This window comes from Streptomyces sp. NPDC093546 (assembly GCF_044765045.1).
GTDB lineage: Bacteria > Actinomycetota > Actinomycetes > Streptomycetales > Streptomycetaceae > Streptomyces.
The window spans coordinates 132,747-148,032 of record NZ_JBIWJG010000001.1; the positions used below are offsets into that span (position 1 = coordinate 132,747).

Below are 15,286 nucleotides of genomic sequence, written 5' to 3' on the forward strand. Positions count from 1 at the left end.
TCGGCTCGCCGGATACCGACTCGTCCGCGGACAGGTCCGTCCGGTAAGAAGGACCTTTACACCCCTCATCCGGGGCTCAGGGCGCGTGTGCGGCGCGTCCGACGCGTCCGTACCTCCTCCCGGCAGGGCAGCACGCCCGGCCGGGGCGCGGACGCGGTGCCCGCCCACCCCTCCTCAACCAGGAGTGGCCACCCTCAACTGTAAAGACTTAAGGGGTCAAACAAATGGCAGCGGAGATCGTCAATCCTCGCACCGACAGCGGTGCCGGCGCGGAGGGCTCGGCCGACGAGTCCTTCGATCTGGACATCGACCCGGCATTCGCCCTCCACCGGGGCGGAAAGATGGCCGTGCAGGCCACGGTGCCGGTGCGGGACAAGGACGACCTGTCCCTCGCGTACACACCCGGCGTCGCCAAGGTGTGCAGCGCCATCGCCGAGCGTCCCGAGCTCGTGCACGACTACACCTGGAAGTCCCAGGTCGTCGCCGTCGTCACCGACGGTACGGCCGTGCTGGGACTCGGTGACATCGGTCCGGAGGCGTCGCTTCCGGTCATGGAGGGGAAAGCGATCCTCTTCAAGCAGTTCGGTGGCGTCGACGCCGTGCCGATCGCGCTCGCCACGACCGACGTGGACGAGATCGTCGACACCGTCGTCCGCCTCGCGCCCTCCTTCGGCGGAGTGAACCTCGAGGACATCTCGGCGCCCCGCTGCTTCGAGATCGAGCGCAAGCTCCAGGAGCGCGTCGACATCCCGATCTTCCACGACGACCAGCACGGCACCGCGGTCGTCACCCTCGCCGCGCTGCGCAACGCCGCGAAGCTCACCGGGCGGACCCTCGGCGACCTGCGCGCCGTCATCTCCGGCGCCGGTGCGGCGGGTGTCGCCATCGCCAAGATGCTGCTCGAGGCCGGTCTCGGTGACGTCGCCGTCGCCGACCGCAAGGGCATCGTCAGCCGCGACCGCGACGACCTCACGGACGTCAAGCGCGAGCTCGCCGAGCTCACCAACCGCGCCGGGATCACCGGCTCGCTGGAGACCGCGCTCGCGGGCGCGGACGTCTTCATCGGCGTCTCGGGCGGCACGGTGCCGGAGGAGGCGGTCGCCTCCATGGCGCCGAACGCCTTCGTCTTCGCCATGGCCAACCCGAACCCCGAGGTGCACCCCGACGTGGCGCACAAGTACGCGGCGGTCGTCGCGACGGGCCGCTCGGACTACCCGAACCAGATCAACAACGTGCTGGCCTTCCCCGGCATCTTCGCCGGTGCGCTCCAGGTCCGGGCCTCCCGGATCACCGAGGGCATGAAGATCGCCGCGGCGAACGCGCTGGCCGACGTCGTCGGCGACCAGCTGGCGGCCGACTACGTGATCCCGTCGCCCTTCGACGAGCGCGTGGCCCCGGCGGTCACGGCGGCGGTCGCGGCGGCGGCGCGCGCGGAGGGTGTCGCCCGCGCGTGACGCTAGCCGCTGTGGCTTAGCCGGTTTTAGGGCCGTGCCGCATCCCTGAGGGGGTGCGGCACGGCCCTTTCGCGTGCCCGCGGGCCGCTGAGTGGTCGTCCCCGCCGCCGGTGCGCGCATGCCCAGTGGGCACCGTGCCGCCACCCACCGGCAGCCGCCGCCCACGCGGGGCTCTTGGACTTTCGAGCGCCGTCCTTGGACCGGGCTCGCGAAGTTCGTCCGCGGGCTTCCGCCAGTTCATGTGCGGCTGCTGTGATGCGCGCGCCATGCCCACATCACCCCACAGGAGGCGCGAGTGAACCTGGTCGTCAACGGTGACGCCGAGAGCGGGCCCGGAGGGACCGCCGAACCCGTCGGGGCCGTGACCGGCTGGCGGGTCCTGCAGGGCGCGCCCGCCCTCGTCGCGTACAGCTACGGCAGCGGCTACCCCACCGCCTCGGACCCGGGCCCCGCGCAGCGCGGGAGCCGGTTCTTCTCCGGCGGCAACGCGCCCCGTACCGCGTTGGTGCAGGACATCGCGCTGCCCGCGACCGGCGCGACCGGCCACGCGGCCGTCGACGCGGGGCAGGTGCGGTACGCCGTCGGCGCCTGGCTCGGCGGGTACGCGTCGCAGGAGGACGGCGCGCGGCTGTCCGTGGAGTTCCGGGACGCCAAGGGGACGCCCGTCGCGCTCAGCGTGCTCGGGCCGGTGACGGCCGCCGAGCGCAAGGGGCGGACCGGGCTCGTGGAGCGCAGGGCGGCCGCGGCCGTGCCGCCCGGTGCCAGGACCGCGCGGGTGCTGCTCGTCCTGACCCGTACTGGGGGCGGGACCTCCAACGACGGTTACGCCGACGGGATCACGCTCACGCTCACGGGGGTACAGGGGGTACAGAAGTGACGCTCGACCGACGCACGCTGCTCAAGGCCGCCGGCGCCGCCGGCGCGCTCAACGTGGTCTGGCCGCTCAGCGCCGGCCTCTCGCCCGCGCAGGCCCGCGAGGCCGCCGAGGCGCTCGGCGCGGACTACGACCCGGCGCCCTTCACCCTCGGCGTGGCCTCCGGCGACCCGCAGCCGTCGAGTGTCGTGCTGTGGACGCGCCTCGCGCCGGAGCCGCTCGCGGCCGAGCAGCAGCTCCCCGAGGTCGTCGAGGTCGAGTGGGCGGTGGCCGAGGACCAGGCCATGAGCCGGATCGTGGCCCGCGGCACCGCGCCCGCCTCGGCGACGCTCGGCCACAGCGTCCACGTGCCGGTGCAGGGGCTGAGCGCGGGCCGCCACTACTGGTACGCGTTCAAGGCCCTGGGCGTGACGAGCCGCGTCGGCCGGACGAAGACCGCACCGGTCGGCTCCGTCGCGCGCGTACGGTTCGCCGCCGCCAACTGCCAGGCCTTCCACGACGGGTTCTACGCCGCCCACCGGGGCATCGCCCGCGAGAACGTCGACTTCGTGGTGCACCTCGGCGACTACATCTACGAGCACGGGCCCGTCGGCGGCGACCACGTACGGGACCACGAGGGCCCCGCGGTGTTCACGCTCGCCGACTACCGGCGCCGCCACGCCCTCTACAAGGGCGACGCCTCCCTGCGCGAGGCACACGCCGCCCACCCGTGGTTCCTCACCTGGGACGACCACGAGGTCGCCAACGACTACAGCGGTACGGGCGGGGGCGCGCCCTTCCTCCAGCGGCGGGCGGCGGCGTACCAGGCCTGGTACGAGAACATGCCGCACCGGGACGGCGGGGAGTCCGCGCTCCCGGACCCGGTGATCCACCGCAACCGCCGCTGGGGCGACCTGCTGGAGCTGACGGTCCTGGACCTCCGCTCGTACCGCTCGGCGCAGAACCTCCCCGACGGCACCATCCTGGGCGGCGCCCAGAAGGCGTGGCTCAAGGGGAACATCGACCGCGCGCCCGACGCGTGGCACGTGTGGGCGAACTCCATCATGCTCAGCCAGCTGCGGGGCCGGCCGGGCGGCTCGTACATGTTCACGGACCAGTGGGACGGCTTCCTGGCGGAGCGGAAGGAGGTCCTGAACCACGTCCACACCAGCGGCCTCGAAGACCTCGTCGTCATCACCGGCGACTGGCACTCGGCGTTCGTCGACGACATCCGCACCGACTTCGACGACACCGCCTCGCCGCTGGTCGGGACGGAGTTCACCGCCCACTCCGTGACGTCGGGCGCGTACTCCGCCGACTGGAACGCGACCAACGGCCCCCTGATGGGCAAGGCCAACCCGCACCTGAAGTACTTTGAGGGCAACCGGTACGGCTATGACGTGTACGAGGTCACGCCGGAACGTTTCTCCGCTCATATGCGGGTGATCGCCGACCGCCGCGACCCCGTCTCGCCGGTCACCACGCTCACCACCTTCCATGTGGACCGGGGCCGCACCGGCTCGTACGAGGACCCGGCGACGAAGAACAGCCCGGCCCAGTACCGCAGGGACTGACATCACACCGGTGCGCGGTTCCGTCGCGCACCGGTGCCGCCCTAACCTCGGGTCATGTTCGCTGCCTACGCCGCCCGAATCGACCGCGACCAGCCCCTGAACGGCCTTGAGCTGGGCGAACGCCCGGAGCCCGAGGTCCGCCCCGGCTGGACCACCGTCACCGTCAAGGCCGCCTCCCTCAACCACCACGACCTGTGGTCGCTGCGCGGGGTGGGGCTCGCCGAGGACAAGCTGCCGATGATCCTCGGCTGCGATGCCGCAGGAATCGACGAGCAGGGCCGGGAGGTGGTCCTCCACTCCGTCATCGGCCAGAGCGGGCACGGCGTCGGACCGGACGAGCCCCGCTCCATCCTCACCGAGCGCTACCAGGGCACCTTCGCCGAGCGTGTCACCGTCCCCGCGTGGAACGTCCTGCCGAAGCCGAAGGAGCTGTCGTTCGAGGAGGCCGCCTGCCTGCCGACCGCGTGGCTGACGGCGTACCGGATGCTGTTCACCAACGCCGGTGTGCGGCCCGGCGACTCGATCCTCGTGCAGGGCGCGGGCGGCGGCGTCGCCACGGCCGCGATCGTGCTCGGCAAGGCGGCCGGCCTGCGGGTCTTCGCCACCAGCCGCGACGAGGCCAAGCGCAAGCGGGCGCTGGAGCTGGGCGCGGTCGAGGCGTACGAGCCCGGCGCGCGGCTGCCGCGCCGGGTGGACGCCGTCATCGAGACCGTCGGCGCGGCGACCTGGTCGCACTCGGTGAAGTCGCTGCGGCCCGGCGGCACGCTGGTGATCTCGGGCGCGACGAGCGGCGACCAGCCCTCGCACGCCGAGCTGACCCGCATCTTCTTCCTGGAGCTGAAGGTCGTGGGCTCGACCATGGGCACCAAGGACGAGCTGGAGGACCTGCTCTCCTTCTGCGCGGCGACGGGCGTACGGCCGGTCATCGACGAGGTGCTGCCGCTGGACCGGGCGCGGGAGGGCTTCGAGAAGATGGCCGCCGGGGACCTGTTCGGAAAGATTGTCCTCACCACCTCTTGATGGAGCGTCAGCCGCGCTGATGGGATCTCCGGCACCCGATGCCGGAGGTCCCTCATGCGCGCTCTCGCCCTCGCCCTCTCCGCCGCCGCCCTGCTCGCCGTCGTACCCCCGGTCGCCCCGACCGCGCGGGCGGAGACCGGTGACATACCCCGGCTCACCGACGACCGGGGCCGCGCCTTGACCCTGCGCGGCTGGAACGTCGAGGACAAGACGCACCGCGGCGACGCCGCCCTGTCCGCCATCACCGAGAAGCACTTCCGCGACCTGCGCGCGCGGGGCTTCAACTTCGCCCGCCTGCTGGTCTTCTGGGACGACCTGGAGCCCCGGCCCGGCCGGTACAGCGAGGCGTACCTGCGCAAGATCGAGCGGATCCTCGACTGGGCGCACACGTACGACATCCACGTCGTCATCGACGCCCACCAGGACGTCTTCGGTCCGGCCTTCGGCCACCGCGGCATCCCCGAGTGGGCCACGCGCACCGACGGGCTGCCCTTCACCCCGCACCCGGACGACTGGTTCGCCGAGTACTTCGAGCCGGCCGTCCAGCGGGCCTTCACGCACCTGTACGAGGACGAGGACCTGCGGCGCGCCCAGGCGGACATGTGGCGGGTGCTCGCCGACCGCTTCGAGCACCATCCGGCGGTCCTCGGCTACGACCTCATCAACGAGCCCATGGGCGAGCTGCGCGAGGGCGAGGACCTCGCGACCGCGGCGCGCCGCATCGAGCGCGAGCAGATCACCCCGATGTACAACCGCCTCGCCGACGCGGTCCGGGCCGTCGACGACGACACCTGGGTCTTCGTCGAACCGACCCCGATCGTGGGGGAGGGCGTGCCCACGGGCCTGGGGAAGGTCAAGGACCCGAAGGTGGTGTACGCGCCGCACTTCTACAACACCGCGATGGAGGCGGGCGCGGACTACGACCCGGCGGCCGGCTGGATCGAGGCGTACGAGGCGGCGGTGACGGCGTACCCGAAGGAGCACCGGGTGCCGGTGGTGGTGGGGGAGTGGGGCCCGCTGAACAACTCCCTCCCCAACATGGGCCGCTTCTACCGCGAGGCGCTCGCCTCCCTGAACCGCTACAGCTCGGGGTGGGCGGGCTATGTCTGGTGTTACGGCGGCGGCTACTGCGCCGTCGACTCCTCGGGCGCCTGGCGGGTGAACAAGGAGCAGACGGCGGCGCCGTACGCCGAGGCGGTCGCGGGCCGCGTCCTGGCCGCGTCCCCCGAGCGCCTGGTGTACGTGGCGGGACGCGGCGGCGCGACGGAACTGTCGCTCCCGCCGGGCGGGCGCGGTTGGCGCGTGGAGGTGGCCGGGCGGGCGTGGCCGCTTACGACGGTGGTGGCGCCGGGTGAGGCGGGACGGGTGGTGGTGCGGGCGGTGCCGGGGGCGGTGGTCACGGTGTCTGTCAATCAAGGTTGACGGATGCGGGGTGTCAACGTAGGTTGACACCATGACGGAAGCAACCGATCTCGCCGCCCGCGCGGGCGACAGCGACCCCAGGGTCGGGCTGCGGGCGGTCGCCGCGCTGCGGCGGCTGCTGGAGCAACTGGAAGCCGTACAGGTCCGCAGCGCCCGGGCCCGGGGCTGGTCGTGGCAGGAGATCGCGGCCGAGCTGGGCGTCAGTCGGCAGGCCGTACACAAGAAGTACGGGAGGCATTGATGTTCGAGCGGTTCACAAAGAGCGCCCGGTCCGTGGTCACCGGCGCCGTCGCCCTCGCGGAGGGGACGGGCGCGGACTCGGTGACGGAGGAGCACCTGCTGCTGGCCCTGCTGGACCTGGAGGGCACGCCGTCCGCCGCGGCCTTCGCCACCCTCGGCGTCGCCGGGCGGCGCGCCTCCGTCGAGGCCGGCCTGGCGGAGGCCCGGCGGCGCGGCGGCCTGACCAAGGCGGACACGGAGGCGCTGGCGGGCATCGGTGTCGATGTGACCGCGATCGTCTCGCGGGTCGAGGCGGTGCACGGCGAGGGCGTCCTGGCGGGCGACCACGGGTCGAAGCGGTGGTGGTCGGGCTCCCGCCCGTCCTTCGGCCGCCCCGCGAAGGACGTGCTGGAACGGTCCCTCCGCGTCGCGCTGGGCCGCGGCGACCGGTACATCGGGGACGAGCACCTGCTGCTGGCCCTGACGGCCCGTCCGGGCGTGGTGGCGGACGTGCTGGCGGAGCACGGAGTGACGTACGCGGCGGTGGAGCGGGCGCTGGGCGGTGACGGGGGCGCGGCGAAGGCGGGCTGACGCCGACGACCCGGCCCGGGCCGCTCCTCGGGGGAGCGGCCCGGACCGGGCCGTGTGGTCGTGGTGCGGGGAGGGGTCAGCCCCTGCGGAGGTGGACGGCGACCGTCTCGTTGGCGGTCACGGCCTGTCCGTAGTCGGGGTCCGTCGCCCACGCCCTGGCCTCAACCTCCACGTCGCCGCGCTGGAAGGGGACGGAACCGGAGGGAGTGGCGGTGGCCGTCCAGGCGACCGGAGCGCCCGGGACGCACGCGACGGACGTGTCGTAGGCGCCCCGGATGAGGTTCTGCTTCTTCACCTGGGTGACGTTGCCCGACACCTGCACCGCCACGGGCTTGCTGCAGCTGACCGTCCCGTGCAGCGTGGCCTTGCCGTTCAGCGTGCTCGCGGTGCCTTCGAGCGCGACGGCGAGGCCGAGGTCGAGCTGCGCCGGGGGCGCGGGGTTGTCGATGTGGATCTCACCGCGAGCGGCGGGCACGTCCCCCTCGCAGTGCTGCTCGAACGTGGCGTCGAGCTTCTTGACGTAGCCGTTCGGCCCCAACTCCACGGCCCCGATCGTGAAGCTGCCGGTCAGGGTGTTGCAGCCGCGCCCCTCTCCGCTGAGCGAGAGGCCCGGCTGGGTGGGCTCGTTGAACGGGTGGCGGGTGGCGCCGGTGTACTCGCCCGGAGCCAGGGAGGTGCCGGCTGGAGCCGCCAGGTCCAGGTACCACCATTCACCGTTGGCGGCGTCGACGGACACGGAGACGACCCCGCCGTCCTGGGAGGCGGTCGCGCTCAGGCGGTCCTGGGACGCAGTCGCATAGCTGTAGGAGCGGCCCTGGGTGATGTAGTCGGCGGCGTCTCCGCTGAAGCTGATCGATCCTTCGGCAACCGGCTGGGCCTGGGCCTCGGCTGCCCCCGCCAGGCCGGTCGCTCCCGTGGTCATGGCCAGGGTCAGGGCGAGTAAAGCCATGCCCCGGGCCAGGACGCGGCTGCGTGCGCTGAGTGTCATGGGGTCCCCCTGCTCAAAGAACGGATGCCCGCTGACGATCAGGCTCGCGCGGGCGGGAGCGAGTCTGCCAAGGGGGGCGCCTGCATACAACAGGGTTTACGGAGAAGGGTGTTGCGGCGGTGTCAGGGCTTCGCGCCCCGCAGCAGGGCCACGATGTGGGCCGCCGCCGTCGAGAGGTGGCGGCGGGATTCGGAGAGCTGGGCCGGGGTGACGCCGTGGTCGCGGGCCGCGTCGCGGATGTCGTCGCGGAAGCGGTCCAGCAGGCGCTCCAGGTCGCGGGCGGGGTCGCCCGTGGTCGTCACGTCCTGCCAGGCGGGGGCCTCGGCCTCCCCCTGGACCGAGGTCGCCGTACCGCCGAAGAGGCCGCCCAGGCCGCTCAGGCCGCCCGTCAGGTCGGAGAGGGCCGAGGGCCACTCGCCCTTCGCCATGTGGTCCTGGACCTGCTTCGCGAGGCGCTGCATCTCCCGGCGGGCCTTGTCCTGGGCCTCCTTCGCCTGGAGGTGCGCCCACTTCGCCTCCTCGCGGGCCCGGCGGGACTCCTCCTTCGCCCGGCGGGCCTGCTCCTGCCACGAGTCCTTGCGCGTCTCGCTCGCCGCCGCGCGCATCTCACTGCGCAGCTTGCCCGCCGCGCCGCGCACGTCGTCGCGGATCTCGGCGGCCAGTTCGGAGACGGACGCGCGGATCTCCTGTTCCAGATCGGCCAGTTCGCCGCTGCGGCCGGCCAGCTCCGCGCGGCCGGCGTCGGTGAGGGCGTACACCTTGCGGCCGCCCTCGGTGGTGTGCGTGACCAGGCCCTCGGCCTCCAGCTTGGCCAGCCGGGGGTAGACCGTGCCGGCCGACGGGGCGTACAGGCCGTGGAAGCGCTCCTCCAGCAGCCGGATCACCTCGTAGCCGTGGCGGGGCGACTCGTCGAGGAGCTTCAGCAGGTAGAGCCGCAGGCGGCCGTGGGCGAAGACGGGTGGCATGTCACAGCACCTTTCCGGACGCGGGCTCGGACGCGGACTCGGGCTCCGACTCGGGGCGGCGCAGCAGGGCGATGGAACCGGAGACCGTGGTCGCCTTCAGGGTGCCCGTGCCCGAGCCCAGCGTGCCCTTGATGCTCTTGGAGCCCCACTGGCCGTCCACCCGCAGGTCGTCGAAGGCGCTGGAGACCGCGCCGCTCGTGGTGTTGGCCTCCACCCGCGCGTCCGTCGGGTGCGGCAGGCGGATCGCGATCTCACCGGAGACGGTGGTGAGCCGGATGTCGGTGCCCCGGTCGGCGGGGTCGAGGTCGATGACCATGTCGCCGGTGACCGAGTCGGCGCGTACGGACGTGCCCGTGCCGTCGACGACCGTCAGGTCGCCGGAGACCGAGCTGTACCGCAGTTCGCCGGCGACCGACTGCGCCTCCACGTTCCCGGAGACGGTCTCGGCGCGGACCGGGCCCGCGAGCCCGACCAGCGTGGTGTCGCCGGTGACGCCGCGGACCTCCGTACGCCCCCGGATGCCGGAGACCACCGCCTCGGCGCCCACGACGCCGACCTCCACGGAGGCGCCCGCCGGTACGGCGAGCGAGACGACGGCGCTGCGGTCGCGGCCCTTGCGGTCGAACCACTTGAGGAAGCCCTTCCAGGGCAGGTCCTCGTACGACACGGTGAGCGTGGAGCCGCGCTGGGTGACGATCAGCGGCGGGCCCACGACCTCGGAGACCTCCAGGCGCGCCGGGCCCTCGGCGACGCCCACGACGTTGACCGTGCCGTTGACGACACGCACCTTCAGCGAGGTCACGGGGTCGTCGAGGGCGAAGGTGCGCGGCTCGGCGACGGACCACTCGGGCATGGGGCCTCCCTGGGGCCATGACGCAACATATCGCGTCTACGGTTGAAAGACACGATATATCGCGGTGGTGGTAAGTCAAGCGGCCCGGTCGATCGGTACGAACCCGGACGAATTGGCCTAGCGTATGGGGCATGGACGCGACATCGACGGGCGCCCTGCTGCTCTGCCGGGCCGAGCCGGCGGTCGTACGGGCACCGGCGCAGCTCCTGCGCGAACGCCTGCTCCTCACCGCCGCCGGGCAGGGCTGGAGCGTGCTCGTCCCCGAGGGCAGGCCCTGGCTGGACGAAGGCGAACCGGTCGAGCGGGTCGCCGCGGGCTGGGCGTCAGCCCTGGGGGTCGCGGCACCCTGGCCGGTGCTCGCGCTCTGGTGGGACCCGGACCGGGCCGGCTACACCCTGGCGTCCGGCTTCCGCCGTCCCGTCGGGTACACCTGGCTGGCCGACGGCACCCCGGCCGGCGAGGACGAGGCGATGCACACCTTCGCCGCCCGCCTGGGCCTCGACCCGGTCCTGGACGTCCAGGACCTCGAACCGCTCACGTGCCCCGACCGGGCCGCCGACGCCCGCGCCCGGCTGCTGGGCCTGCTCGCCGTCCTGGCCCGGCTGGACCTCGCGCTGCCGCCCGGCCTCGCCCCCGGCGAACCGGCCGCCCGCCTCCGTACCGCCGCCGAGGAGCAGGGCGCCGACCCGGTGGAGTGGCCGGGCCTGCGCGAGGCGGTACGGGACGAGGCGCACACGATCGGCAGCGCCGTCGGGGACGCGGTCGCGGGCACCGGCTCCCCGATCCCGCGGATCATCGCCGCCGTCCAGCTCGCGGCCGGTGTGCCCCTGCTCGCCTGGGCCCTGTCACGCCGCAGCCCCGGCTGGGCCGCGGCGGGCGCCCTGCTCCTCGCCGACGGCGCGCTGCTCGGCCTGGCGAGCGGGCTGCCGGCCCGGCCTCCAGGTCGTCGTCCTACAGATCGTCGTCCTCGTCGTCGTCCAGCCGCGCCAGCCACGTCGCCAGGCGCTCCACGGGAACCTCGAAGTCAGGGTTGAGATCGACGAACGTCCGCAGCTGCTCGGCGAGCCACTCGAAGGTGACCTCCTCCTCGCCGCGCCGCTTCTCCAGTTCCTCGATGCCACGGTCGGTGAAGTACATGTCATCAGGTTAAGTCAGTACGCCGGAGGGCCCGGCACCGCGATCACCTCGCGGGGCCGGGCCCTCCGGTTCGTACCAGGTCGCCGGGTCAGGCCTCGAAGACCTCGTTGACCAGCTGCACCTGCTCGGCCTGGTGGCGCTTGGCCGAGCCGACCGCCGGGGACGAGCTGTGCGGCCGCGAGATGCGGCGCAGGCGCTCGGCCGGGGGCAGGTCGGCGCCGACCGCCAGGTCGAGGTGGTCGATCAGGTTGAGCGCGATGAACGGCCAGGCACCCTGGTTCGCCGGCTCCTCCTGGGCCCACAGGTACTTCTCGGCGTTCGGGTACTTGGCGATCTCCGCCTGGAGCTCGGCACCCGGCAGCGGGTACAGGCGCTCGACGCGGAGGATCGCGGTGTCCGTCACCCCGCGCTTCTTCCGCTCCGCGTCCAGGTCGTAGTAGACCTTGCCGGAGCAGAAGACGACCTTGCGGACCGCGTTCGCGTCGACCGACGTGTCGCCGATCACCGGGCGGAAGCCGCCGGTGGTGAACTCCTCCGCCTTCGACGCGGCCGCCTTCAGACGCAGCATCGACTTCGGGGTGAAGACGACCAGCGGCTTGTGGTGCGGGTTGTGCACCTGCCACCGCAGGAGGTGGAAGTAGTTCGACGGCAGGGTCGGCATGGCGACCGTCATGTTGTGCTGCGCGCACATCTGGAGGAAGCGCTCCGGGCGGGCCGAGGAGTGGTCCGGGCCCTGGCCCTCGTAACCGTGCGGCAGCAGCAGGGTGACGCCGGAGGTCTGGCCCCACTTCTGCTCGGCCGAGGAGATGAACTCGTCCACGACGGTCTGCGCGCCGTTGACGAAGTCACCGAACTGCGCCTCCCACATGACCAGCGACTCGGGCCGCGCCAGCGAGTAGCCGTACTCGAAGCCCATCGCCGCGTACTCGCTGAGCAGCGAGTCGTAGACGTTGAAGCGGGCCTGGTCCTCGGAGAGGTACTGCAGCGGCGTGTAGTCCTCGCCGGTCACCTGGTCCACCAGCACCGCGTGGCGCTGGCCGAAGGTGCCGCGGCGGGTGTCCTGGCCGGCCAGGCGGACCGGGACGCCCTCCATCAGCAGCGAGCCGATGGCGAGGGTCTCGCCCATGCCCCAGTCGATCGTGCCGTCCTCGACGGAGGCCGCGCGGCGCTGGAGCTGCGGCATCAGACGCGGGTGGACGGTGATCCGCTCCGGGATGTTGACCTGCGACTCGGCGATCCGCTTCACGATCTCCTGGGAGACCGCGGTGGTGACGGCGACCGGGAACTCGGCCTGGACGTCCGGGGCCGGTGCCGGCGAGGGATGCGCGGTGGCCTCGCGGACCTCCGTGAACACCTTCTCCAGCTGGCCCTGGAAGTCCTGGAGCGCCTGCTCCGCCTCCTCCAGGGTGATGTCGCCGCGGCCGATCAGCGACTCGGTGTACAGCTTGCGCACCGAGCGCTTCTTGTCGATCAGGGACACCATCTGCGGGTTGGTGAACTGCGGGTTGTCGCCCTCGTTGTGACCGCGGCGGCGGTAGCAGATGAGGTCGATCACGACGTCCTTGTTGAACGCCTGGCGGAACTCGAAGGCGAGCCGCGCCACGCGGACGCACGCCTCCGGGTCGTCGCCGTTCACGTGGAAGATCGGCGCCTCGATCATGCGGGCCACGTCGGTCGCGTACATCGACGAGCGCGACGACTCCGGGGCGGCGGTGAAGCCGACCTGGTTGTTGATGACGATGTGGACCGTGCCGCCGGTGCGGTAGCCCCGCAGCTGCGACATGTTCAGCGTCTCGGCGACGACACCCTGGCCGGCGAAGGCCGCGTCACCGTGGAGGGCGACCGGCAGGACGGTGAAGTCCGTGCCGCCCTTGTTGATGACGTCCTGCTTGGCGCGGACGACACCCTCCAGGACCGGGTCGACCGCCTCCAGGTGGGAGGGGTTGGCGACCAGCGAGACCTTGATCTGCTCGCCGTCCAGGCCGGTGAAGGTCCCCTCGGCGCCCAGGTGGTACTTCACGTCGCCGGAGCCGTGCATCGACTTCGGGTCGAGGTTGCCCTCGAACTCGCGGAAGATCTGCGCGTACGACTTGCCGACGATGTTCGCCAGGACGTTCAGGCGGCCGCGGTGGGCCATGCCGATGACGACCTCGTCGAGGCGCGACTCGGCCGCCGAGTCGATGACCGCGTCCAGCAGCGGGATGACCGACTCGCCGCCCTCCAGCGAGAACCGCTTCTGGCCGACGTACTTGGTCTGCAGGAACGTCTCGAACGCCTCCGCGGCGTTCAGCCGACGCAGGATGCGCAGCTGCTCCTCGCGCTCCGGCTTGGAGTGCGGGCGCTCGACGCGGTCCTGGATCCACTTGCGCTGCTTCGGGTCCTGGATGTGCATGAACTCGATGCCGGTGGTGCGGCAGTACGAGTCGCGCAGCACGCCGAGGATGTCGCGCAGCTTCATCATCGACTTGCCGCCGAAGCCGCCGACCGCGAACTCCCGCTCCAGGTCCCAGAGCGTCAGGCCGTGCTCGGTGATGTCCAGGTCGGGGTGCTTGCGCTGGCGGTACTCCAGCGGGTCGGTGTCGGCCATGACGTGGCCGCGGACCCGGTAGGAGTGGATCAGCTCGAAGACGCGCGCGGCCTTGGTGACGTCGTCGTCGTGCGACGCGTCGATGTCCTTGAGCCAGCGGACCGGCTCGTAGGGGATGCGCAGCGACTCGAAGACGTCGTCGTAGAAGCCGTCCTCGCCGAGGAGGAGGTTCGAGACGATCCGCAGGAACTCACCGGACGCGGCACCCTGGATGACGCGGTGGTCGTACGTCGAGGTGAGGGTCATCACCTTGGAGATGCCCAGCTTGTTCAGGGTGTCCTGCGAGGTGCCCTGGAACTCGGCCGGGTAGTCCATCGAGCCGACGCCCATGATGACCGACTGACCGGGCATCAGACGCGGCACGGAGTGGACGGTGCCGAGGCCGCCGGGGTTGGTGAGGGAGACGGTGACGCCCGTGAAGTCGTCCATCGTCAGCTTGTTGGCCCGGGCGCGGCGGACGATGTCCTCGTACGCCTGCCAGAACTCGAAGAAGCCGAGCGTCTCCGCCTTCTTGATGGCCGCGACGACCAGCTGGCGCTCGCCGTTCGGCTTCACCAGGTCGATGGCGAGGCCGAGGTTGATGTGCGGCGGCTTCACCAGGACCGGCTTGCCGTCCTTCTCCCCGAAGGAGTGGTTCATCGACGGCATGGCCTTGATGGCCTGGACCATCGCGTACCCGATGAGGTGCGTGAAGGAGATCTTCCCACCGCGGGCGCGCTTCAGGTGGTTGTTGATGACGATGCGGTTGTCGAAGAGCAGCTTCACCGGGACCGCGCGGACGGACGTGGCCGTCGGCAGCTCCAGGGAGGCGTTCATGTTCTTCGCGACGGCGGCGGACGGGCCGCGCAGCGGCACGTACTCGGGGCCGGCGGTCTCCGCCTTCGGGGCCTGGGCCTTGGGGGCCTCGGCCTTCGGAGCCTCCGCCTTGGCGGCGGGCATCGCGGGCGCGGCGGCCTGGGCCGGGGCCTGTGCCGGGGCCTGGGCCTTCGCGGCGGGGGCGGGAGCAGCGGCCTGTGCGGGTGCCGCTGCTGCCGGCTTCGCCGGAGTGGCCGGGGCCTGAGCCGGGGCCGGAGTGGGGGCCTGGGCCGGGGCCTGGGCGGTCGGGGCTGCGGATTCCGTACCTGCTGCGGATTCCGTACCTACGGCCTCGCCCGCGGGCTTGTCCGCCGCGCCGGCGGCACCCGGCTTGTAGTCGGCGAAGAAGTCCCACCAGGCGCGGTCGACCGAATTCGGGTCCTGGAGGTACTGCTGGTAGATCTCGTCGACGAGCCACTCATTGGCACCGAAGGCGGCGGCGGGGTTCTGAGGCCCCTGGCCGTCTTGGTCGGTCGAGATGCTCGGGTTACTGGGGGACTGAGACGACACGGCGGCAACCGCCCTCTTCCGCTTCACAAGGTGATGGACAGCGGAAATAAAGGCTACGCCTCCCTGGCCTGGAGGTGCAGGCCGGGCATGCCATCGTCGCGTACATCACATTGATCGTCGTGTTTCAGGGCACGAAATGGCGGGAAACAAGCGTGGTTCCGCCGGATGCGGGTAGGCGCCATCGCGGCTGCGCCCCGCAGTGGCGCGCATCCTCGGACAGGTCCCGTACACGTCCACGCAGAACCCGTGCTTCCGGTT

General features: G+C 72.0%; 13 protein-coding genes. 8 read left to right on the forward strand and 5 right to left on the reverse strand.

The annotated features are described in order from the left end of the window. Window positions 1-224: 224 nt before the first annotated feature. The 7 genes from ACIRNI_RS00655 (at window position 225) to ACIRNI_RS00685 (ending at window position 7,133) form a co-directional block, all read left to right on the forward strand. Window positions 225-1,454, forward strand: a complete 1,230-nt coding sequence (locus tag ACIRNI_RS00655; protein ID WP_356646323.1) for an NADP-dependent malic enzyme — start codon at window positions 225-227, stop codon at window positions 1,452-1,454. A gap of 295 nt (window positions 1,455-1,749) precedes the next feature. Then, the gene (locus tag ACIRNI_RS00660) at window positions 1,750-2,331 is read left to right on the forward strand and encodes a phosphoesterase (RefSeq protein WP_403547059.1); all 582 of its coding nucleotides are present in this window, start codon (window positions 1,750-1,752) and stop codon (window positions 2,329-2,331) included. After that, window positions 2,328-3,881, forward strand: a complete 1,554-nt coding sequence (locus tag ACIRNI_RS00665; RefSeq protein ID WP_403547061.1) for an alkaline phosphatase D family protein — start codon at window positions 2,328-2,330, stop codon at window positions 3,879-3,881. Before ACIRNI_RS00660 ends, ACIRNI_RS00665 begins: the two co-directional genes overlap by 4 nt. Before the next feature lie 54 nt (window positions 3,882-3,935). Beyond that, window positions 3,936-4,901 (forward strand): zinc-binding dehydrogenase, encoded by a 966-nt coding sequence (locus tag ACIRNI_RS00670; protein ID WP_403547063.1) that lies wholly within the window; start codon window positions 3,936-3,938, stop codon window positions 4,899-4,901. A gap of 54 nt (window positions 4,902-4,955) precedes the next feature. After that, entirely contained in the window at window positions 4,956-6,323 is a 1,368-nt protein-coding gene (locus ACIRNI_RS00675; protein WP_403547065.1) for a glycoside hydrolase family 5 protein, read from the forward strand. 31 nt (window positions 6,324-6,354) lie between these two features. Next, window positions 6,355-6,564 carry a helix-turn-helix domain-containing protein gene (locus ACIRNI_RS00680; protein WP_355366396.1) on the forward strand — a complete coding sequence of 70 codons (210 nt, stop codon included), beginning with the start codon at window positions 6,355-6,357 and terminating at the stop codon, window positions 6,562-6,564. Continuing rightward, window positions 6,564-7,133: a Clp protease N-terminal domain-containing protein gene (locus ACIRNI_RS00685; RefSeq protein WP_403547067.1), complete on the forward strand. Its 570-nt coding sequence runs from the start codon at window positions 6,564-6,566 to the stop codon at window positions 7,131-7,133. The genes ACIRNI_RS00680 and ACIRNI_RS00685 overlap by 1 nt, the downstream gene beginning before the upstream one ends. A gap of 76 nt (window positions 7,134-7,209) precedes the next feature. On the opposite strand, the gene ACIRNI_RS00690 is transcribed toward ACIRNI_RS00685, so the two are convergent. The 3 genes from ACIRNI_RS00690 to ACIRNI_RS00700 form a co-directional block, all read right to left on the reverse strand. After that, the gene (locus ACIRNI_RS00690; protein WP_403547069.1) at window positions 7,210-8,121 is read right to left on the reverse strand and encodes a hypothetical protein; all 912 of its coding nucleotides are present in this window, start codon (window positions 8,119-8,121) and stop codon (window positions 7,210-7,212) included. Between the two features lie 122 nt (window positions 8,122-8,243). After that, a complete protein-coding gene (locus ACIRNI_RS00695; protein WP_403547070.1) occupies window positions 8,244-9,086 on the reverse strand; it encodes a helix-turn-helix transcriptional regulator in 843 nt (280 codons plus the stop codon). 1 nt (window position 9,087) lies between these two features. Beyond that, the gene (locus ACIRNI_RS00700) at window positions 9,088-9,939 is read right to left on the reverse strand and encodes a DUF4097 family beta strand repeat-containing protein (protein WP_403547072.1); all 852 of its coding nucleotides are present in this window, start codon (window positions 9,937-9,939) and stop codon (window positions 9,088-9,090) included. A gap of 131 nt (window positions 9,940-10,070) precedes the next feature. Here ACIRNI_RS00700 and ACIRNI_RS00705 point away from each other — a divergent pair, with 131 nt between their 5' ends. After that, entirely contained in the window at window positions 10,071-10,973 is a 903-nt protein-coding gene (locus ACIRNI_RS00705; RefSeq protein ID WP_403547074.1) for a hypothetical protein, read from the forward strand. Here the strand turns inward: ACIRNI_RS00705 and ACIRNI_RS00710 are convergent. Beyond that, window positions 10,891-11,076 (reverse strand): DUF6104 family protein, encoded by a 186-nt coding sequence (locus tag ACIRNI_RS00710; RefSeq protein ID WP_031076920.1) that lies wholly within the window; start codon window positions 11,074-11,076, stop codon window positions 10,891-10,893. The two genes, ACIRNI_RS00705 and ACIRNI_RS00710, sit on opposite strands and share 83 nt — an antisense overlap. A gap of 88 nt (window positions 11,077-11,164) precedes the next feature. Beyond that, complete coding sequence (locus ACIRNI_RS00715; protein WP_403547076.1) at window positions 11,165-15,028, reverse strand: multifunctional oxoglutarate decarboxylase/oxoglutarate dehydrogenase thiamine pyrophosphate-binding subunit/dihydrolipoyllysine-residue succinyltransferase subunit; 3,864 nt, start codon at window positions 15,026-15,028, stop codon at window positions 11,165-11,167. Between the last annotated feature and the right edge of the window lie 258 nt (window positions 15,029-15,286).